Origin of the sequence: Roseovarius ramblicola (genome assembly GCF_042430665.1) — a bacterium.
GTDB classification, from domain to species: Bacteria; Pseudomonadota; Alphaproteobacteria; order Rhodobacterales; family Rhodobacteraceae; genus Roseovarius; species Roseovarius ramblicola.
Genome location: NZ_JBHMEC010000027.1, coordinates 24,751 through 44,863, shown reverse-complemented (window position 1 = coordinate 44,863; position 20,113 = coordinate 24,751). Strand labels below are relative to the sequence as shown.

The 20,113-nt window shown below is 71.9% G+C and carries 17 protein-coding genes; 13 read left to right on the top strand and 4 right to left on the bottom strand.

Going from position 1 to position 20,113, the window contains the following annotated elements; all coding sequences use genetic code 11:
• Positions 1–34 precede the first annotated feature (34 nt).
• Complete coding sequence (locus ACFFU4_RS16335; protein ID WP_377070913.1) at positions 35–487, bottom strand: DUF1036 domain-containing protein; 453 nt, start codon at positions 485–487, stop codon at positions 35–37.
• Between the two features lie 245 nt (positions 488–732).
• Between ACFFU4_RS16335 and ACFFU4_RS16330 the strand changes: the two genes are divergently transcribed.
• From ACFFU4_RS16330 to ACFFU4_RS16290, 9 genes are all read left to right on the top strand, one after another.
• Positions 733–1,635, top strand: a complete 903-nt coding sequence (locus tag ACFFU4_RS16330) for a PAAR domain-containing contractile injection system baseplate protein (RefSeq protein ID WP_377070912.1) — start codon at positions 733–735, stop codon at positions 1,633–1,635.
• 94 nt (positions 1,636–1,729) lie between these two features.
• Positions 1,730–2,308: a hypothetical protein gene (locus tag ACFFU4_RS16325; RefSeq protein WP_377070911.1), complete on the top strand. Its 579-nt coding sequence runs from the start codon at positions 1,730–1,732 to the stop codon at positions 2,306–2,308.
• Between the two features lie 161 nt (positions 2,309–2,469).
• The gene (locus tag ACFFU4_RS16320) at positions 2,470–3,042 is read left to right on the top strand and encodes a hypothetical protein (protein ID WP_377070910.1); all 573 of its coding nucleotides are present in this window, start codon (positions 2,470–2,472) and stop codon (positions 3,040–3,042) included.
• Positions 3,043–3,464: 422 nt separating this feature from the next.
• Positions 3,465–4,799 (top strand): type VI secretion system baseplate subunit TssK, encoded by a 1,335-nt coding sequence (gene tssK / locus ACFFU4_RS16315; protein ID WP_377070908.1) that lies wholly within the window; start codon positions 3,465–3,467, stop codon positions 4,797–4,799.
• Entirely contained in the window at positions 4,796–6,586 is a 1,791-nt protein-coding gene (gene icmH, locus ACFFU4_RS16310; RefSeq protein WP_377070907.1) for a type IVB secretion system protein IcmH/DotU, read from the top strand. The genes tssK and icmH overlap by 4 nt, the downstream gene beginning before the upstream one ends.
• Positions 6,583–10,227: a type VI secretion system membrane subunit TssM gene (gene tssM / locus ACFFU4_RS16305; RefSeq protein WP_377070906.1), complete on the top strand. Its 3,645-nt coding sequence runs from the start codon at positions 6,583–6,585 to the stop codon at positions 10,225–10,227. The genes icmH and tssM overlap by 4 nt, the downstream gene beginning before the upstream one ends.
• Positions 10,228–10,245: 18 nt before the next feature.
• Entirely contained in the window at positions 10,246–11,619 is a 1,374-nt protein-coding gene (gene tagF, locus ACFFU4_RS16300) for a type VI secretion system-associated protein TagF (protein ID WP_377070905.1), read from the top strand.
• 6 nt (positions 11,620–11,625) lie between these two features.
• A complete protein-coding gene (locus ACFFU4_RS16295; RefSeq protein WP_377070904.1) occupies positions 11,626–12,411 on the top strand; it encodes a PP2C family protein-serine/threonine phosphatase in 786 nt (261 codons plus the stop codon).
• Positions 12,408–14,291, top strand: coding sequence for a serine/threonine-protein kinase (locus tag ACFFU4_RS16290; protein WP_377070903.1), 1,884 nt, complete (start codon positions 12,408–12,410; stop codon positions 14,289–14,291). Before ACFFU4_RS16295 ends, ACFFU4_RS16290 begins: the two co-directional genes overlap by 4 nt.
• Before the next feature lie 55 nt (positions 14,292–14,346).
• Here ACFFU4_RS16290 and ACFFU4_RS16285 read toward each other — a convergent pair whose 3' ends face one another.
• On the bottom strand, positions 14,347–15,405 hold the full coding sequence (locus ACFFU4_RS16285) for a tyrosine-type recombinase/integrase (protein WP_377070902.1): 1,059 nt from the start codon (positions 15,403–15,405) through the stop codon (positions 14,347–14,349).
• Positions 15,406–15,427: 22 nt separating this feature from the next.
• Here ACFFU4_RS16285 and ACFFU4_RS16280 point away from each other — a divergent pair, with 22 nt between their 5' ends.
• The 4 genes from ACFFU4_RS16280 to scpB all read left to right on the top strand — a co-directional run bounded on the left by ACFFU4_RS16280 (position 15,428) and on the right by scpB (position 17,628).
• Entirely contained in the window at positions 15,428–15,649 is a 222-nt protein-coding gene (locus ACFFU4_RS16280) for a type II toxin-antitoxin system CcdA family antitoxin (RefSeq protein ID WP_377070901.1), read from the top strand.
• Positions 15,650–15,661: 12 nt separating this feature from the next.
• Positions 15,662–15,955: a CcdB family protein gene (locus tag ACFFU4_RS16275; protein WP_377070900.1), complete on the top strand. Its 294-nt coding sequence runs from the start codon at positions 15,662–15,664 to the stop codon at positions 15,953–15,955.
• A 183-nt stretch (positions 15,956–16,138) separates the two neighbouring features.
• On the top strand, positions 16,139–17,026 hold the full coding sequence (locus ACFFU4_RS16270; RefSeq protein WP_377070899.1) for a DUF1403 family protein: 888 nt from the start codon (positions 16,139–16,141) through the stop codon (positions 17,024–17,026).
• Positions 17,027–17,028: 2 nt separating this feature from the next.
• Positions 17,029–17,628: an SMC-Scp complex subunit ScpB gene (gene scpB / locus ACFFU4_RS16265; RefSeq protein WP_377070898.1), complete on the top strand. Its 600-nt coding sequence runs from the start codon at positions 17,029–17,031 to the stop codon at positions 17,626–17,628.
• Between the two features lie 50 nt (positions 17,629–17,678).
• Here scpB and repC read toward each other — a convergent pair whose 3' ends face one another.
• Together repC and repB are read right to left on the bottom strand one after the other, a co-directional pair.
• Positions 17,679–18,920, bottom strand: coding sequence for a plasmid replication protein RepC (gene repC, locus ACFFU4_RS16260; RefSeq protein WP_377070897.1), 1,242 nt, complete (start codon positions 18,918–18,920; stop codon positions 17,679–17,681).
• A gap of 210 nt (positions 18,921–19,130) precedes the next feature.
• Positions 19,131–20,111, bottom strand: a complete 981-nt coding sequence (gene repB, locus ACFFU4_RS16255) for a plasmid partitioning protein RepB (RefSeq protein WP_377070896.1) — start codon at positions 20,109–20,111, stop codon at positions 19,131–19,133.
• Positions 20,112–20,113: the final 2 nt, after the last annotated feature.

Below are 20,113 nucleotides of genomic sequence, written 5' to 3'. Positions count from 1 at the left end.
GCCAGTGCCGCCGCCGATGCCCTGCTCGCCGGCGTCAGTCGCCGGGCGGCGTGCCGCTGCCGTCGAGGACCAGCGTCCAGTGCCCGGCCTCGCCGATATCCACCTCGGCAAACTCCGCCGCGACATGGCCGCGCGCCCAGCACTCGTCGGCCCCCGGAATGCGGAACCGGTCGTCGGCGACGCAAAACGCCGCGTCGCCCGCGAGCAGCGCCTGGTTGAACACATCGGTGGCGAAGACATAGACATAGCGGCTGAGGATGCGGTCACGGATCACGGCGACGCAGCGGTTGGGGGCGATGGTCCACCAGCCCTCGCTGACAAAGCCCGCCCCGGCATCGTAGGCGACGGCCAGGTTGAGCACGTCGAAGCTGTCGTTGCACACCGAGAACCCGGCGCGCGCGGGCCCGCCCCAGGCAAGCGCCGCCGCGGCCAGCCCGCCGCAGGCGGCGGCCGGGACGATCCGGCGATGAAAGGCGCGCCACCCCATCGGTCCCCTCCGGGCTATCGGTACAGGGCCACTCTGCCCGCAAACCGGCGGCACCGCAAATGCCGGCCGGCCTGTCCTCTCCGGCCCGCCCTCTCCGGCCCGCCCTCTCCGGCCCGCCCTCTCCGGCCCGCCCTCTCCGGCCCGTCCGTGGCGGCAGCGGCCCGGCGCGGTTGCGCATGACAAGACGCGGCGCGGCTGCTAGGCTTGCCCGCGGACAGCCCCGACGGAGACCGGAGACCCGCGCCTTGCCCCCCGCCGCCCGCATCACCGACATGCACACCTGCCCGATGGTCACGCCGGGCACGCCGCCGGTGCCGCATGTCGGCGGCCCGGTGATCACCGGCGAGCCGACGGTGATCACGGCCTTCATGCCGCAGGCGCGGGTCACCGACAAATGCACCTGCGTCGGCCCGCCCGACGTGATCGTCAAGGGCAGCCCGACCGTGCTGGTGGGCGGCCTGCCCGCCGCGCGCATCGGCGACATGACCGCCCATGGCGGCGTCATCACCACCGGCGCGCCCAACGTGATCATCGGCGAAGCGGGGGCCGGGGGGCCGGTGGGGATGTCGTCGGCCACGCCGGGTGCCGTCGGTGCCGCCGGCGAGGGGCCGGACGCGATACGCGAAGTCACCCGCCCGGATGGCAGCACCGTCACCGAATTCGGCGACAATATCGTCATCGAGGGTGACGAGGACTTCCGCAACGCCACGGCGGAAGACCTGCAGAGTCTCGCCGAAACGCCGACCGGGCAAAGCATCATCGACTCGCTGCAAGACGGCGACAAGAGCGTCACCATCGTCGAAACGGACCGAGGCAACGCCTGCGGCTATGACGATCCCGCGGCGCGCTTCGCGAATGCCGACGGCTCGCCGGGCGCGGGAACCGGCTCGACCGTCCACTACAACCCCGAGCGCACGCAGATCGGCGATGGCTCCGAGCCGTGGATGACGCGCCCTCCCGAGGTCGGTCTTGGCCACGAACTCGTGCATGCCGAGCAGGCAGCACAGGGACAACAGCACCCCGGCGAGACAGACGGCACCAGAAACCGCGAGCGTCAGGCGGTCGGGTTGCCGCCCTACGAAGACAATGCTCATACCGAAAACAATCTTCGCCGCGACATGGGCGAGCCAGAGCGTACATATTATTGACATGGCCGGGCCGACCCGTCGCCAGTTTTGTCAGGGTTCCGTCTGCCTTTTGGCATTGCCCTGCCTCCCGGCGCGAAAGACCCCGGCTGCAGGCATGAAGGAACAGATCATGCGGGCCACGGATTCGGATTCTGTCACGCTTCGGGTGGACTGGACCATCACGGACGCGCTGATCGCCGCGCAATACGAGGTGCTTAACGCGGGTGCGCAGCAGTTTCTGGTGTTCGACCGCCTGTACGAGACAGCGCGCAGCGGGACGCGCACCGTGCACCCCGAGCTTGCCTACACTCGCCTTGATGCCACCGGTATACTCGGCATCGAAAAGCTCGTCCCCCCGCTGCCTGAGGATATCGATATCGAACAGCCGGAGCTGCCCTATGCCCGCCTTCTGGACCCGGGAGCCAGCCTCACGGGCCGGGTGGCGGTCGCGCGGCCCGTGAGGCTCAACCCGGCATATCCGCAAGGATACGCCATGACGGAGGCGGACAGCGCCTCAGCGGTCATGCTCAGGATCGGCTACGCCCCGTTCGAAGAGGACGCCGCGGCCCGGCAGATCAATGCGAACGGGGAAATACTCTATTCCATGCGTCACGCCTGGGTCAGGCCCAGACAGCGCCTCATCGAGAGCGCGCCAATGGAATTGGCCGTGCATATCGAGCCGCCCCGCCAATAGAGACGTCCGGTACGGTCCCGGTGAGGGCTCCACCATGGCACATGGCGCCCCCTCCCGGCAGATATCCGCCCACCGGCGGGCGGGGGTATGTTTCAGGGCCCGATTGTGGTAGAAATCAGGGTCTCGGGGGACATGGGCAGACCAGAACCAGGATGGATTTCATGACCAGACGAACGGATCACCCGACGCGCGCGCAGGCCGCCGCGCCCCGCAATGGCCGACAGGTAATGCTGGCGGCCTCGGTGGCGCTGCTGGCGGTGACGGGGACGGCGACGATCGCGTGGTCGGCGCTGTCGCTCGCGCTCGGCCCCGGCCTCGCGACGCAGGCAGAGACCGCCGCCCCCGCGGCGCGGCAGGCCGACACAAGCGCCTTCGCCGAGGCCACCCGCGCCCTCGCCGCAACGCCGGTGGTCGCCGAGGATCTCCCGGCCCCGGTGGTGCTGAGCACGCAGGACCGCGCCGCGCCGCGTCCCGGGACGGCCACGCAGCAGCCGGACCTGTCCGGCAGGGTCGCCGCCGCAGAGCCGCGTCAGACGGCACCCGCCCGCTCGGTGCGCCCGGTCATCCGCCCGGCCGCCACCGCCACCACCGCGCCCGCAACCCCGGCCCCGGTGGTCGCCGCCGCGCCCGGCCCGCGGGTCATCGCGGCCCCCGCGCCGCAGCCCCGCACCACCACCCCGCCCGAGACCGGATTGCGGTTCGACCGGCTGTGGAGCGTCGGCCTGTTCCGCTGAGATCGCCGGACCTGTCGAAAACGCGGCCCCGCGCGCCCGTCGCGCGCGGGATTTCCGCTGCTTGGGCGCGCGCAGGCGGCCGGGCGCGCCGCTGCGCGCAAGCCGCGGCATCGAACGCGGCGGGCACGGTGCAGACCGGCTTCGGGCAGGTGCCGGCCCCGTAGCGCCCGGTCGCCTCTTCGCCCGGTCGCCTCTTCGCCCACGCGGATCTTCGCCCCGTCCGACAGGCACAGCCCGGCGGCGCGGGCGAGGGTGCGATTGCGTGTCACCCGCACCCCTGCTTTTCGGTCACGGGGCGGTGCCGGCCGGCCCGGCGGGCGGAAATTTCTGGAAACGCGGCGCGGCCCGTGCGATGACTCGAAAGGTCATTCCATAGATAACGACGTCTGGACGCGCGCGCACATTTCGAAGAGCATATCCCCATGTCATGGCAAAGCAAGATTGCCTGGAAGGAAGGCCTTTTTCTTCAGGCCCACCATCTGCAGCAGGGCGACCGGTATGTCGAGCACCTGGTCGAGCTGCGCTGCCGCTACGGAGCCCCCTACCCGTGGGGCTTTTCGCAGCTCGAGATCGATTCCGATCTCTCCGAGCAGAACCTGTTCGGCCTGCGCCGCGCCACCGGCATATTCCCCGACGGGATGCCGTTCGACATGCCCGGCACCTCGCGCCTGCCGCACCCGGTGGCGGTGCCCGACGGGGCCGAGGGGCATTTCGTCTGGCTGACCGTGCCGATGTCGGACCCCAACGGCCGCGAGGTCGGCACCGATGACGAGGCCAGCCGCGCCACCCGCTACGTGCTCGACCGCGAGCGCGTCGCCGACAGCACCGCCGCGATGCGCCTCGAACATGACCTGGAAATCGCCCATCCCCGCCTCGCACTCGAGGTGCGCAAGACCCCGAAATCCGGCTATAGCTGCCTCAAGCTGGCGCGCATCGTCGAGGTGCGCGACAAGACCATCGTGCTCGACCCGGCGTTTGCGCCGCCGCTGCTGACGGTGGATGCGCACCCGGTGGTGTCGGGCTGGATCGACCGGGTGGTGGGCTGGGTCGAGACCCGGCTCGCGGCGCTGGCGCGCTATGCCGCCGATCCCGGCGCCGGCGGCGGGCTGCAATCCTCGGATTACTCCATGCTCCTGCTGCTCAACCGCGAGATCGGCGGGCTGCGGCACATGCGCGCCTCGCGCTATGTCCACCCCGAGCAGCTCTATACCGCGCTCCTGCGGCTGGCCGGAGAGCTGTGGACCTTCGACGCCACCCGGCTCTGCCCGGAATACCCGGCCTATGACCATGACGACCCCGAGGAGACCTTTACCCCGGTGCTGCGCGATATCCAGCGCCTGCTCAGCCGCGACATGAGCCGGGCGATCCGGCTCAACCTGCAACAGCCGGTGCCCAATTCCTTCATCGCCACGGTGGAGAACCGCAACCTGTTTCGCGACGCGGCCTTCATCATCGAGGTCGCCGCCGACAAGCCGCTCACGCAGATCCAGCAGCAGTTCCCGGTGCTGTGCAAGGTCGGGCCCAACACCCGCATGAGCCAGATCGTCGACAGCAACCTGCCGGGGCTGGAACTGGTGCACATGCCGACGCCGCCGCACCAGATCCGCGCGGTGACCAGCCATGTCTATTTCAGCATCGACAAGCGCTCCGAGATGTGGCGCGAGTTCTCCACCGCCTCGGCGATCGGGCTGCATTTCGCCGGTGACTGGCCCGAACTCGAGCTCGAGATCTGGGCGATCATGGAGGCAGGAACATGACCCCGCCGCCGCCCTCCGGCAAGGGCGGGGGCAAGGGCGGCAAGCCCCCCCAGAAAACGGTGATCGCGCCGCTGCCCGGTGCCGGACGCGCGCGGCCCGCGCCCGGCGGCCAGGGCGGGGGACAGGGCACGGGACAGGGCGGCGACGCCTGGTCGTCCGGCCAGGCTGGTGGCCAGGGTGGCGGTCCGGGCGCGGGACAGGGTGGCGGCCACAGCGGCGCGCGCCCTCTGCCCCGGGCGGGTGGCGGGCCATCGTCGTCGGGTGGCGGGCCATCGTCGTCGGGTGGCGGGCCATCGTCGTCGGGTGGCGGGCCATCGTCGGCGCAGCCCCCCGGCGAACCGCCCGGTCAGCCCGCCCCGAACGCCCCGAACGCACCGCCCGGCGGGGCCTGGGGGGCGTCCTCGCCGCCGCCATCGGGCGGCGGCGCGCCGCGCCACGCCTGGATGGGCAGCGCCGGTCAGGACCAGTTCTTTCCCGACATGGCGCGCCCGACCGAGGAGACCCCCGCCGCGCCACAGCACAAGATCCCGCTGGAACAGGCGCTGCAGAGCACGGTGACCGGCCACGCGGTCGGCGACAACCCCCTGACCGCCGCCGCCGCCGGCCTGCTGATGCTGCTGGGGCGGCTGCGCAGCCAGGTGGTCGACATGGAAGCGATGCCGCTCATGGCCCATGTCACCCAGGAGATCGACGGGTTCGAGGCCCGCGCCACCGAGCGCGGCGCCGATCCGCAACAGGCGCTGGTGGCCAAATACGTGCTGTGCGGCACCGCCGACGACGTGGTGCAGAACCTGCCCGGCACCGATCGCGAGGTCTGGGTGCAATACGCGATGGAGGCGCGGTTCTTCAACCGTCGGACCTCCGGCGTCGGCATCTTCCAGGAAATCGAGAAGGCGCTCGCCGATCCGGCGCGCAGCTATGACCTGCTCGAACTGATGCTGATCTGCCTGCAACAGGGATTCGAGGGCAAGTATCGCGGCGCGCCGGGCGGCGATGTCGATCTTCAGCGCATCCGGCGGCAGATCTACGAGACGCTGCGCCGGGTGCGCGGGCGCGACGATGACGACATCTCGCCGCATTGGCAGGGCTTCGACATGGCCGCCCTGCACCGGCGGCGCGGCGTGCCGCTGTGGATCGTGGTCAGCCTGGCGCTGGCGCTGCTGTGCGGCGGCTATATCGGGCTGCGGGTCTACCTGGGCAACGATTCCGGCCAGGTGGCCGGCGCCATGCGCGCGCTGCACCCCGACGGGCCGCTGACGCTGGCGCGCTCCAGCACCCTGCCCGACCTGCCCGCCGAGCCCGAGCCCTACGTGCCGCCGGTGTTCGACGCGCCCGATCAGCTCGAACGCATCCGCACGGCGCTGTCCGAGGATATCGACGCGGGCAACCTGACGGTGGACCTGCGCGGCAAGTTCATCGCCGTGACCGCCAACAACCTGGTGCTGTTCGACACCGGCAGCGCCGATATCCGCGAGGATTTCGTCCCCATCGCCGGGCGCATCGCCGAGGTGCTCGACGAGGAGGACGGCGATATCCGCATCGTCGGCCATACCGACAACGTGCCGATGAGCGGCCGGGGGCGGTACGCCAACAACCAGGAACTGTCGGTGGCGCGCGCCGAATCCGTGGCCGGGGTGATCCGGCCCGCGATCGGCGATGCCGACCGGATCGAGGTGATCGGCCGCGGCCCGGATGATCCGGTGGCCGGCAATGACACGCCCGAGGGCCGGGCGCGGAACCGCCGTGTCGAGGTGCTGGTCCGGCGCGACGAGGGAGAGGCGCTGTGAAGCGGGTCCTGCGCATCACGCTGATCCTGCTGGGGCTGCTGGCCTTCGCCCTGGCGGTGTGGTTCGGCGGCCCGCTGATCGGTATCGCCGGGGTGTATATCCTCGCCGGCGTCTGGACCCGGGTGATCGTGATCGCCGTGGTCTGGGGCGTGGTCGGGCTTTACTATCTCATCCGCTGGTGGCGCGCGCGCCGCGCCGAACGCGCGCTGGAAGAGGCGATCGTCCCCGACGGCCCCACCGGCGACGGCGAGGTGCTGGGCGAGAAGATGCACGAGGCGCTGGCGGTGCTGCGCCGGTCGTCGGGCGCGTCCAACTATCTCTACGACCTGCCCTGGTACGTGATCATCGGCCCGCCCGGTGCCGGCAAGACCACGGCGCTGCTCAATTCCGGCATCCGCTTTCCGCTGGCCGATGCCTCGGGCGGGGCGATGGCCGGGGCGGGCGGCACCCGCTATTGCGACTGGTGGTTCTCCGAAGAGGCGGTGCTGATCGACACCGCCGGGCGCTATACCACCCATGACAGCGACGCCGAGGCCGACCGCGAAAGCTGGATGTCGTTCCTCGACCTGCTCAAGCGGCAGCGCCCGCGCCAGCCGGTCAACGGCGTGATCCTCGCCGTCAGCCTCGAGGACCTGCTGGAGGGCGACGAGACCGTGCTCGAGGCCCATGCCGCCGCGATCCGCGACCGGCTGATGGAACTGCAGGAGGTGTTCCGCATCGACGTGCCGGTCTACGTGCTCTTTACCAAGGCCGACCTGATCGCCGGGTTCACCGAGTTCTTCGGCTCGTTCAGCGCCTCGCGGCGGCAAAAGGTCTGGGGCGCCACCTTCCGCCCGGCCAACCGCCGCGAACCGACGCTGCCGCTGGCGGCGGGGGAATACGACGCTCTGCTGGCACGGCTCTCGTCGGAAGTCACCGACCGCATGAACGAGGAGCCCGACGGCGTGGCACGGATCGCGATCTTCGGCTTTCCGGCGCAGGTGGCGATGCTCAGGGACCGGGTTCTGGGCCTGCTCACCGGCGTGTTCGGCTCCAGCCGCTACCGCGTCAACGCCACGCTGCGCGGCTTCTATTTCGCCTCCGGCACCCAGGAGGGCACCCCCATCGACCAGGTGCTGGGCGCGATGGAGCGCAGCTTCGGCGCGATCACCGGGGCGGGCGGCACCTCGGGCAAGGGCCGCAGCTATTTCCTGCACGACCTGCTGCGCCGCGTCATCTTCGCCGAGGCGGGCTGGGTGTCGCAGGACGCGCGCGCCGTGCGCCGCGAGCGGATCCTGCGCTACGGGGTGATCTCGGTGGTGGTGCTGGCCTGGCTGGGTCTGGCGACGGCCTGGGGGATCAGCTTCTGGCGCAACCATACGCTGGTGCGCCATGCCGCGGCCGAGACCGATCGCTACCGCGCCGAGGCCCGGGCCGAGCTGGCACGCGAGGAAATCTCCGACCCCGATCTCGCGCCGGTGCTGCCGCTCTTGCGCTCGCTGGCCACGCTGCCGCTGGGGTACGGCGCGCAGGAAACGCAGGCGGGGCTGCTCGACGGGTTCGGGCTGGGCCAGCGCAGCGCGCTGCGCGCGGGCGCGCGGGCGGCCTATCGCGACGGGCTCGAGCGGCACCTGCGGCCGCGGCTGATCTTGCATGTCGAGAACCGCATCGCCGAGGACATCACCAGCAACAACCTGCTGTCTCTCTACGAATCTCTCAAGGTTTACAAGCTTCTGGGCCATGCCGCCCCGGCCCCCGACGATGCCTTCGTCGCCGCCTGGTTCGCCGATGAATGGGCCCGCGACCCGGCCTATCGCGGGGCGGGGCCGATGCGCGACCTGCGCGCCGAGATGGAGGCGCATCTGTGGGCCATGCTCGAACTGTCGGCAACGCAGAGCCGCGCCCGGGTCGAGCTCAACGGCGCGCTGGTGGCCCGCGCCGAGCAGATCCTGTCGCTGATGAATCTCGAGGATCAGGCCTGGCTGCTGGTGATGGGCGCGGGCGGGCCGCAGGATATCGCGCCCTTCGTGGTGGGCCAGCGCGCCGGGCCCGATGCCGAGCTGGCCTTCGAGACGCTGGACGGCCGCGCGCTCGACGAGCTCGAGATCTCGCCGGTCTTCACCTATGCCGGCTTTCACCAGTATTTCCTGCCGCGCCTCGCCGACGTGGCCAACAAGCTCGAAAGCCAGCAATGGGTGCTCGGCGAACGCGCCGAGGCCGCCGATGTCTCGGGAGAGATCGAACGCCTCGGCCCGGCGATGATGAACCGCTACGCGCTCGAATTCACCAAGGCGTGGAACGGGGTGCTCGACAATCTCAAGCTGCGCCCGCTGGCGGCGGGGGCGCCGCAGTTCCTCGCGCTCAACGCGGTCGCCGATCCGCGCCAGTCGCCGATCCTCAAGCTGGTCGAGGCGGTCAACCGCGAGACCCGCCTCACCGCGGGCTTCAACGAGGAGGGCGGCTTCGGGGCCGGGCTGGGCAACCTCACCGAGGGCGAGGGCGCCGAGATCGCCGGCATGGTCGGCGAGCAGGTGATGCGCCGCATCCGCGAGCGCGCCTCGGGGATGAGCCGGATCGGCTTCGACGTGCTCGAACAGCGCCGCCGCTCCGACAACCGCGCCGGCGGCCAGGACGGCCAGGGCGGCGGCGGCGGCGGCGGGGCCGCGCCCCCCCTTCCCGGTGCCAATGTCGAGGCGCAATTCGGTCGCTGGCACGACCTGACCGCCGACCTGCCCGAGGGTCGGCCGATCGACGTGCTGCTTCAGGATATGCAGAAGATCTACCGCCTGATGCTCACCTCCACCGCCGGCGCCGGGCAGATGCCGGCCAATCTCGGGCAGGAGCTGGCCACCCAGGCGGCGCTGCTCACCCGCCACGCCACGCGGCTGCCGCCGCAACTGGCGCGGATGGTCCAGCAGGCAAGCGAGGAATTCGCCGGCGACGCCGCCAACACCACGCTGGCCGCGCTCAACGAACGGCTCAATGTCGAGGTGTCGCAGGTCTGCGAGTCGCTGGTGCCCGACAGCTACCCGTTCGACGGGCGTGCCAACCGCGACCTGCCGATGGCCGAGTTCGCCCGCCTGTTCGCCCCCGGCGGGGTGATCGACCGGTTCTTCAGGGAAGAGCTGGTGCAGCACGCCGATATCAGCGGCGAGGAATGGCGCTGGAAGCAGGACAGCCGCCTCGGCAGCCAGATGTCGCTGGCCACGCTGGCGCAGTTCCAGCGCGCCGCGGCGATCCGCGACGCCTATTTCCCCGGCGGCAGCGCGCTGCCCGGATTCGACATCACCGTGCGCCAGACGGCGCTGCACCCCGACGCCGATACCGCGCTGCTGGAAATCAACGGCCAGGTCATCACCACGCAGCAGCAGGGCTCGCTGGCGCAGAGCCTGTTCTGGCCCTCGGGCGGCGGCAGCGGCTCGGCCTCGGTGCAGCTCTCGCCGGAGCTGCGCGGCCGCGAGTCGGATCTCGAGGTGCGGCCGGGGCCCTGGGCGCTGATGCGGCTGATCAATGCCGGACGGCCGCGCCCCTCGGGCAGCTCGGTCAACGTCCGGCTCGATATCGGCGGGCGCTACGTCGCCTACAACGTCAACACCGCCTCGTCGACCAACCCGTTCTTCCTGCGCGAGCTGTGGGATTTCCGCTGCCCGCGCGGCCTGTGACCGGATCGGAGGAGCCCCGTGCAGGACAAACGCGACACGCCGGGCGAGGAGGCCGCAACCGGAACGCCGGAAACCCCGGAAAAACCGGAGACGGGCGGCGACACGACCCCGCCCTCCGACACGACCCCATCCTCCGACACGGCCCCCGACCCCGACACGGCCCCCGACCCCGACCCCGACACGGTCCCGCCCGGCGAGGACGCGCCGCAACAGGACAGCCCCGGACCCCCGCCGGAGCAAGAGACCGCCCCCGAACCGGAGATCGGTGACGAGGACGACACCGGGGCCGACCCGGACACCGCGCCGGAGGATGTCGGGCCGGAGGATGCCGGGCCGGGAGACACCGCGCCGGAGACGGGCCCCGAGACAGGTCCTGAGACTGGCCCCGAAACGGGCCCCGAGACTGCGGACACCGCGCCGGAGCCGCAGGATGCGCCCGACGGGCCGATGCCGGAGCCGGTGCCCGATACCGACACCGGCACCGACACCGGCACCGACGCCGAAACAGACCCGGCCCCCGCCGAAACAGACCCGGCCGCAGAAACGGACCCGGCCCCCGACCTCGATCCGGCCCCTGACCCCGATCCGGCCCCCGCCCCCGCGCCCGACATCTTCGCCGCCCCCGCCCCCGAGGCGGATCCCGGCCCGCCCTGTGCCGCGGGGTTGTTCGGCAAGCTGCCCGCGCGCGGCGATTTCATCGCCCGCGCGATCGCGCAGGACCTGCTGCGCCCGTTCGAGGACTGGCTGCTGCCGCTGGTGCAGAACACCCGCGCCCTGCTCGGCGACGACTGGACCCGCGCCTGGCGCCATGCGCCGCCCTGGCGGTTCTGGATCGGCCCGGATATCCTGCGCGGGGAATGGACGCGCTCCCTGCGCGCCCACGAACGGGCGGGCACGGTGACCGGGGTGATGCTGCCTTCCGCCGACCGGCAGGGGCGGCTGTTCCCGCTGGTGCTGGTGCTGGCCGACGACCACGCGCGGCTGATGCCGCCGCCGGTGCTCGATCCGCCCGACCGGCGCTGGTTTGCGGCCTGCGACCGGCTGCTCCACAGCGCCCGCGACGGTGCCGCGCTCGAGGCGGTCGAGGCCGATCTCGCCCGCCTGCACGCGCCGCGCCTGCCCGAGGACGCCGCGCAGATGGCGCAGCTTCTGGCGCAGCGCTCGCTCTGGGGCCAGGGCGCGGGGCTGGCCGGCGACGGTCACGACGACGTCTGGAGCGGCATCCGCGCCAGCGACCACCACCTCGCCGCCACCGGGCGCAGCTACTGGTGGTGCGAGGCCCCGCAGGGCGAGACCAGCGTCATCTCGCTCGCCGGCCTGCCCGACCCCGAGACCTTCGCCTTCATGCTGACCGATGCCATCCCCCGGACCATGTCACAGACAGGAGCCTGATCCGCCATGAGCAACCCGAAATTCCGTTTCGAGACCGGGGCCGTGACCCATGACGGCTGTGTCCGCGACCATAACGAGGACCGGTATCTCTGTGCGCCGCAACTCGGCATCTGGCTGGTGGCGGACGGCATGGGCGGGCATTTCGGCGGCGATGTCGCGGCGCAGACCATCGTCGACCGGGTCGAGACCGTGCACCGGTCCTCCAGCGCGCCCGACCTGCGGGCGCGGTTCCTCGACCGGGTGGCGCGGGCCAATGCCGATATCCGCACGCTCTCGGCCCGCAACGGCGACGCCACGATCGGTGCCACGCTGGCCGCGCTGCTGATCCACGAGGCGAATTTCTCCTGTAGCTGGTGCGGCGACAGCCGGGTCTACCTGCTGCGCGACGGCGCGCTCACCCAGGTCAGCCGCGATCACACCGAGGCGCAGGAACTGCTCGACAGCGGCACCATCACCGCCGAACAGGCCGAGAACTGGCCGCGCAAGAACGTCATCACCCGCGCCGTCGGCGTCTACGAGGAGGCCGAAATCGACCACGTCACCGGCACCCTGCGCGACCGCGACACGTTCCTTCTGTGCTCGGACGGGCTCACCGGGCATTTGCAGGATGACGACATCCTGTCCATGATGCGCGGGAAACCCTCGCAGGCCGCCTGCGAGGCGCTGCTCGCCGAGACGCTCGCGCGCGGCGCGAGCGACAACGTCACCGCCGTCATCGTGCGCTGCGCGCTCAAGACGGTGGTCAGCAGCGACGAGATCGCCGGGTACACAGAGGAAGACCGCATTCCATGACCTCCCGCCCCCCCGAGGGAACCGTGCCGCCCGACCGCACGCAGCTCTCCACCTCCGGCGCGGTCGAGCGCGCCTCGCACATCACCCGCAGCCCGATCCAGTTGCCGGCGGGGACGGTGCTGATCGGCACCTACGAGATCACCGAGCATATCAATACCGGTGGCATGGGCGAGGTCTATCGCGGGATCAACATCCACAACGACGAGGTGGTGGCGATCAAGATCGTGCTGCCCGCCCTCGCCCATGACGAGAAGATCCTGTCGCTGTTCCAGAAGGAATCCACCGTGCTGCGGCGCATCGCCCATGACGCGATCGTGCGCTACGAGGTGTTCACCATCGACCCGGGCATCTCCCGGCCCTGCCTGGTCATGGAATTCGTCAAGGGCGTCTCGCTCGGCGATCACATGGACCACGGGGCGCTGCCCGAGGAGGACGTGCTGCGGCTGCTGCGGCGGCTCGCCGACGGGCTCGCGGTGGCGCATCGCGCGGGCGTCGTGCACCGCGACCTGTCACCGGACAACGTGATCCTGCCCGACGACCGGGTCGAAAACGCCAAGATCATCGATTTCGGCATCGCCAAGGAGACCAAGGCCGGCGGCGGCACCCTGATCGGCGGGCAGTTCGCGGGCAAGCCGGGCTATGTCGCCCCAGAGCAGCTCGGCCTCTACGAGGGGCATGTCACCGGCCAGGCGGATATCTACAGCCTCGGGCTGCTGGCCGCCGCCGCCGCGCGCGGCCAGCCGCTCGACATGGGCGACAACCCCGCCGACGCGGTGCGCGCGCGCATGTCGGTGCCGGATCTGTCGGACGTGCCCGACGGGCTGCGGGCCCTGCTCGCGTGGATGCTGCAGCCCGATCCCGCCGACCGGCCCGCCGACATGGCGGCGCTGCTGCAGGCGCTCTCGCCCGCCAGCCAGCCGCCGCAGACACAGCCGGGGCCGTCGGTACCGCCGGTCTCCGCGCCGCCGGGATCACAGCCGCCCGGCTCCGCGCCACCGGGATCGCAGCCACCCGTCTCGCAGCCCCCGCCCGCCGCGGAGGACACCGGCGGCAGCCCGTTCGGGGCCCCGCCCGCGACCTCGCCACCGCCCGCCACAGAGCCCGCGGCACCGCCGCGCCGCGGCGGTGCCGGGCGGCTCGTGGCAGCGCTGCTCGTGGTGGCCGGGCTCGGGCTGGGCGGCGCATGGTATGGCGGCTTTCTGCCCCTGCCCGCCCGCGGCGACCGCGCCGCCGAGATCGCCTGGATGTCGGACCGGGCCGCGCGCGGCGGCCCCCCCTGCCGCCGCGTGCAGCCCGCCCCGTCCCCCGACGACAGCGGCGGGCTGGCGCTCGAGGGTTTTGCGGCGCGCGCCGACGCCTTCACCGGCCTGCGCGGTGCCTTCGCCGAGGCCCACGGCCGCCCCCCCGCGATCGACCTCGCCCGCGTGTCCGAGCCGCAATGCGCCGCGCTCGACTTCCTGTCGCGGCTCGACCTGCCCTTCGCACCCCGGCCGCCGCTGGTGCTGCGGCTGACCCCGCCGACCGAGGCCGGGGACAGCCCCGCCGGGCAGCTCGACGGGGCCGCCGGGCAACAGGTCGCGCTCCTGCTGATCGACCCGGCGGGACGGTTGCAGAACCTCTCCGCGACGCTCGATGCCGGGACCGGGGCCTTCACCCTGCCCCGCCGCCGCCTGCGCGGCGCGCCGGATGGCGACGGGGCACCGTTCCTGGTCATGGCGCTCAGCGGCGCGCAGGCGCTCGGCACCGCCGCGCTCATCCCCGACAACGCCATCCTGCCCGCGGCGCAGACAGGTCAGTTCTGGCAGTTCCTGGAATCCGACATCGCCAGCACCGAGGGCGGGGTGCGCGCCACCCTCGCGGCGCTGCCCGCCCCCCCGTGACCGGCCCGGATGCCGCGCCCCCGCCACGCCGCACGGGCGCGGCCCCGGGCCCGCCTCACAACCCCGCGGCCTTGGTCAGGTTGACCCGGAACCGGTCGCGCCGGCGCTGGTAACGGCGGGTCATCGCGGCGCTGGCATGGCCGAGATGTTTCTGCACGTGGCGCTCGTCGACTTCCGCCGAACTGGCGAGCCCGGCGCGCAGGGAATGGCCGGAATAGAGCCGCACGCGCTCCGCCTCGGGCAGGTCGGGGCGCAGCCCCGCCGCGTGCACGCAACGCTTGACCAGCCGTGCGACATGCTTGTCGCTGAGCCGCGCGTCCAACGCGCGTTTGCCATCCCGCGACGTGCCCACAAAGACCGGCCCGAAGTCGATGCGCCCGAAGTGCAGCCACCGTTCCAGGGCGTGGACCGGGCAGCTCCGCTGCGACGATCCGCGCCCGATCTCGACCTCGCGCCACCCGGTCTTGCCGCGCAGGACAAGCAGCGCGCCCTCCGCCATGATCGCGATCCAGCCACCGCTGCCGGGAGTGTCGTCCCTGTGAACGTCAAGGCCCACGATCTCCGACCGCCGCAGCCCCCCGGCATAGCCCAGCAACAGGATCGCCCGGTCGCGCAGGCCCCGCAGGTCGTGGCCCAGCGTGTCCGTCATGGCGAGGATATCGTCGGCGAGGATCGCCTCCTTGCGCTGCGGCGGACGCCCGTGCCGCCGCCGGATCCCGGCCAGGACCGTGGCGATGTGACGGTCGCGGCGGTCGAGCGTGTGGCCACGCTGCGCACAGGTCCAGGCCAGCCCCGAGAGGCGGCGCTCGATGGTGCTGACCGACCGGGGCGTGCCCCCCTCCCCCGGCGCGGCCAGGTCGGCGATATAGAGCCCCACCAGCTCCGGCGCGGGCGGCAGCGGCGCGGCCCCGCGCCGTCGGCACCAGCGCGCGAAATGCGCCCAGTCGGCGGCATAGGCCCTGCGCGTGGTCTCCGCCGCCGCGTCCCGCGCATAGCCCCGCGCGGTCTCCACCAGACGGTCCAGCCCGCCCGAACCGGCCATCCCCGAAGGCAGGCCGATCGTGCCGGCCTCGTCTTGCGCCGCCGGGGAGGGTGATTTATACTCTCGTGTCATGCGTATGATTCAGGAGGGTTCGATGGGACGTGTCAAGGTCAACCTGACGCTCGACGCAGAGGTGGCCGAGGCGGCGCGCACGCTCGGCCTCAACATGTCGCGCCTTGCCGAATCCGCGATCGCCGACGCCGCCCGGACCGAACGCAACCGCCAGTGGCGCGCGCAGAACCGGGCCGCGCTGGACGCCTATACCGACGAGGTCGCGCGGGACGGGGTGCCGCTGGCCCGGTTCCGCGCGTTCTGAGGCGCGGGCGCGGTGGCGCAGTTCGACCTCTACCGGCTGGATGACGGGCAGCTTGTCGTGGATTTGCAGACCGACCTGATCGGCATCGACGCCTCGCGCGTCGTCGCCCCGCTGCGCGAGGCGGGGCGCTACGCGGCGTTTCCGGGGCTCACCCCGCCGGTTGTCATCGCCGGGGTCACATGGATCGTGCGCGTCCAGGAACTGGCCGCGGTGCCGGGCCGCGAGTTGCGCGAGCCGGTCGGATCGCTGGCCCCGCATCGCGACGCGCTCAAGCGCGCCCTCGACATCCTGATCGACGGGGTCTGACCGGCGACTGGTGGCTGCTGACGGCATCTTTCGACCTGTTTTCGCCTGAGACGGGGCCCGTTTGGCCGCCTGTCCTGTTATGTCCGATAAGGCAAATGTACCGGACATGACTGGCGTCGGCAATGTGCGGCGCTTATGGCGCTATATTCTGGTCAAAAGCGCCGCGACGCGGTAGCATCGGGCATGCCCGATGCCCCCGCCCAGCTTGATCTCGATCCTGACCGCCTCCCGCCGGTACCGGAATGGATGCTCGGGAAAAAGGCCGAAGGCATTGAAGACATGGCATTTTTCTCCGGCGCGGCGCTGGCCCGGCTGGATCTTGCGACCGCGCGCGGGGCGCTTCCCCTGCCGCTGCTGCGCGACCGTCTCGCCCTCCACGCGGCCGAGGCCGGCATGATCCGCGCGGGCCGCCCCGAGCGCCTCCCCGAGCTGCGCGATACGATCCACCTGCTGCGCCCCGGCGATCTGCCGGGACCTGCGGGCGAGGTCTGTCTCGCCTGGCGGCGTACGGTCGCTCATCCGCTCCGCGCCGGGGCGCTGGTGCGCGCGCTTGCGGCGCCCGCCGCCGACGGCCTCGACGCCCTGCCCACCGGCGGGGGCGGCCCGCCCGTCACCTGCGCCGCCCGGGTGCTCGAGGCCGCGCTCGCCCGCGGGGCCGACAGCCCCCCTGCCCTGATCCTCGCCGATGCCGCGCTGGCGCGGGCGCGCGGCCAGGCGCATCTGCTGCCGCTCCTCGGGACCGGCCTCACGCGCCGCGATCTGCGCGCCCGCGGCGACGATCTGCGCGCCGCCTGCCACCGCGCCGTGGCCGCCGCCGCCATCCGTGCCACCCGTCTCGCCGGCGAGCTCGAACGCCGGGCCGCGCGGATTACCGACGTTGCACCGACGTTGCGCAGCCGCGGGGCCGACCGCGCCGTGGCGATGTTTCTCGCCCGCGACGCGGTCGCCCCCGCCGGGCTGTCCGCGCATATGTCCGGGCGCGCCGCCCGCCGCATCTGCGACCGGCTCCGGCACCTCGGCGCGGTGCGCGAACTGACCGGGCGCGACAGCTTCCGGCTCTATGGGCTCTGACCGTGACCGGTGCCCGCCCAGACCCCGGCTTCGACCGCGAGCTCGCCCACCTGCCCGCCGCGCAGCGCTGGCAGCGCTGGTTGCGGCGCATCGAAGCGGTGCTCTTCGCCGCCGCCGCGCCGGTGCCGCGCGACATTCTCGCGCTCGTGGTGGGGCGCGACGCCAGGATCGAGCACCTGATCGCCGATCTCGCCGCCGATCTCGAGGACCGCGCCGTCGAGGTCGCCGCCGTGGCCGATGGCTGGCTCCTTCGCTCCCGCCCCGCCTATGCCAGCGCCGTCCGGGCGGCCATCGCGCCCGCGGACGACACGGCCAGCCTGCGTCAGGCCGAGGCCGCCGTGCTCGCCGCCATCGCGTGGCACCAGCCGATCACCCGCAAGGGGCTGCGCCAGGTCTTCGGCCGCGAGATCGGCCGCGACGTGATCGGCCGGCTGCACGCGCGCGGCCTCATCGCTCCGGGACCGCGCGCGCCCCGCCGCGGCGCCCCCCTCAGCTATGTCACGACCCCGCATTTCCTCGCGACATTCGGCCTCGCAAACCTCGGCGACCTGCCCGATATCGACGACCTTCCGGGGACGGGCCCCATCACCGGCGACACCTGACCGGCCCCCCTGCCCCGCCGTTGACAGTTGTCAACTCCCTGCAAGACCCGCTATCCCGGCGCCGGTTGACAGCTGTCAACGGCGCGCCGCGGCGCAAGCAACGCCATTACCATCGGGCCCGGCGAGAATTCTCCGGCTTCGGCCCGCGCTGTCAGGCTGCGCAGGTAGCCCCCCGGGCTTCGGATATGCGTCACCCGTTGCAGGATGCACAGCAGCACGATCGCCGCGGTCGGATGCCCCATCACCGCGATCGCCTGACGCCAGGCATCGGGCGAAACGCCCAGCATCCCGCGCACCGTGTCCGCGGCGCGGCAGAGATCGCGCCAGTGGCGCAGGTCGTCCGGGAAATACTCGGCAATGTCGGGACACGCCTTCAGAACCAGCGCCAGTGGCAAGACCGGTTCGGCATCCGTCCGGGCCCCCCTGACAGGCGGGACATCCGGTGCCGCCCTGCCGGTTTCCCGGCATGGTTCAAGACAATGAGAGTCTGGTTTTGAATTCTGATAGTGCCGCCCGGAATCGCCGTCACTGCCGTCCAAATTTTCTGTTTCCACGATCACGCCGGTCTCTTCCATGGTCTCGAGGCGGGTGCGTATCTCGCGCAGAAGCGCCGCGGTTTCGTCGCGCAGGGCGGCGAGGGCGGCGGCGTCGGCCTTGCGGCGCGAGCGGCGGTGGATGTCGAGCAGCCGCGCCTCCAGCGAAGCCCAGCCATCACCGGGATGCTGCGCGCTGCCATAGGCGGAGAGCTTGATCGCGTCGCGCTTGAGCAGCGTCACCTCCTCGCGCAGCCGCCGCAGCCGCGCGGCGGCCTCGCGCGCGGCCTGCGCGGCACGGGCGATTTCCGGCGCGCGCACCAGAATGGGGCGCAGGTCAAAGCCGAAGGCCCGGGCCACCGCCCCCCCCGCGCCGCGCTGCGCGTAGCGCTTGCCGTTGGGGCTGTCGTGGCGGCAGATCACACCCGCCCGCACCAGCGCCGCGAGGTGACGGCGCAGCGTGCTCTCGGCCATGCCGTGCGCGCGCTCCGACAGCGCGGCATTGGACGGGAACACGATCAGCGCCGCGCCATCCTCGAGCATGTCGCCGGGGTGAAAGGACAGGAGCGCCGCAAGAACCGTCAGGTCGCGATCGCTGAGGCCGAAGGCCGCGCGTCCGGTACAGAGATCGCGAAACAGGCCCCATTTCCCGGCATGGGGCAGGGGGGCCGGGGCCCGGGCGGCCGCGGCGTTTCGCAATATCCCGGACGTCACCGGCCGCGACCCGAAGGGAGTCGTGGTCAGGATTTCCATGGTCATTCTCACGAGACAAAACTTTTTCACCCGCCGAAAGCGGCGCCTGTTGACAGCCGTCAACATTTGGCCCATGGTCTGAGGTGTGTAAGATTCAGACTTTACCACGGGCCTCTCGGGATGCGTTCTCGGGGGGCTTTTTTTCGTTCTGTCCTGGTCGTGCCTCCTTTGGTCTTCAGGGTGGGTTAACCGGCCGCGCGCAGGGCGCGGACGGGGCTAGTCACCATCGCCGTCCTTCCAGCGCTGGTGAATTTCGGGCAGCGTGCGGATCAGCCAGTCGGCGAATCCGGGCGCGGCCTTGTCCGACAGGTGCAGCACCGTGGCCCCGCGGCGGCGGGCCGCCTTGCCGAGGGCGGTGCCGTCGCCGCCCTCAAGGGCGCGGGGCGGCTCGCGGGGGGCGGTCTGCGTCTTGCGCGTCCGGCCGCCGCCGGTGACATGGGTGAGCGCGCGGTGGAGCGCCTCGAAGCGGGTATCCGAGCCGTCGCTGCCGGCGGTGAGATTGACCACCGCGATCGCCTCCTCGGCGGAGAACACGTCGGCCTCGATCCACTCGGCCACCGCCAGCCAGCGGTCGCGCCCCACCGAGGGCGCGGCACCGATCACCTCGATCAGGTCCACCGGCAGGCGGTCCACCACCGACAGCATCCGGCTGATCACCGTCTTGTCGACATGCAACGCCGCGCAGATGGTCGCGCGGTCATAGCCGTGATCGCGCATCTGCCGGGCGAAATTGGCCTTCTCGATGAAGCTCAGGTCGCGGCGGGCGGCGTTTTCCTGGCCCTGGGCGAGGATCAGCTCGCGGTCGTCGAGATCGCGCACCAGCGCCTTGACCGGCAGGCCGAGATCGCGCAGCGCCAGCACCCGGCGGCGGCCATAGACCACCTGGTAGCGGCCCGGCGTGTCGGGGTGGGGGCGCAGCAGCACCGGCACCTGCTGGCCGTGTTCGCGGATCGACTCCATCAGCGCGCGGTGGCCGGCCTCGTCATGGTCGAGCCGGTCCTGAAGCCCGCCGGCCGCGACCTCGTGGGGGTCGATCTCCAGCACCGAGCGCGATTTCAGCCCGGCGATGGACTGGCTGACCGCGCCGATGGCACCGCCGGAATAGCGCGGACGCCCGGTATCGACACGCGCGGCACCGGTGTCGCTCTGCTCGGGGGGCGGCTCCATCAGGCCCTTGAGGAGATCCTTGCGCGCCATCT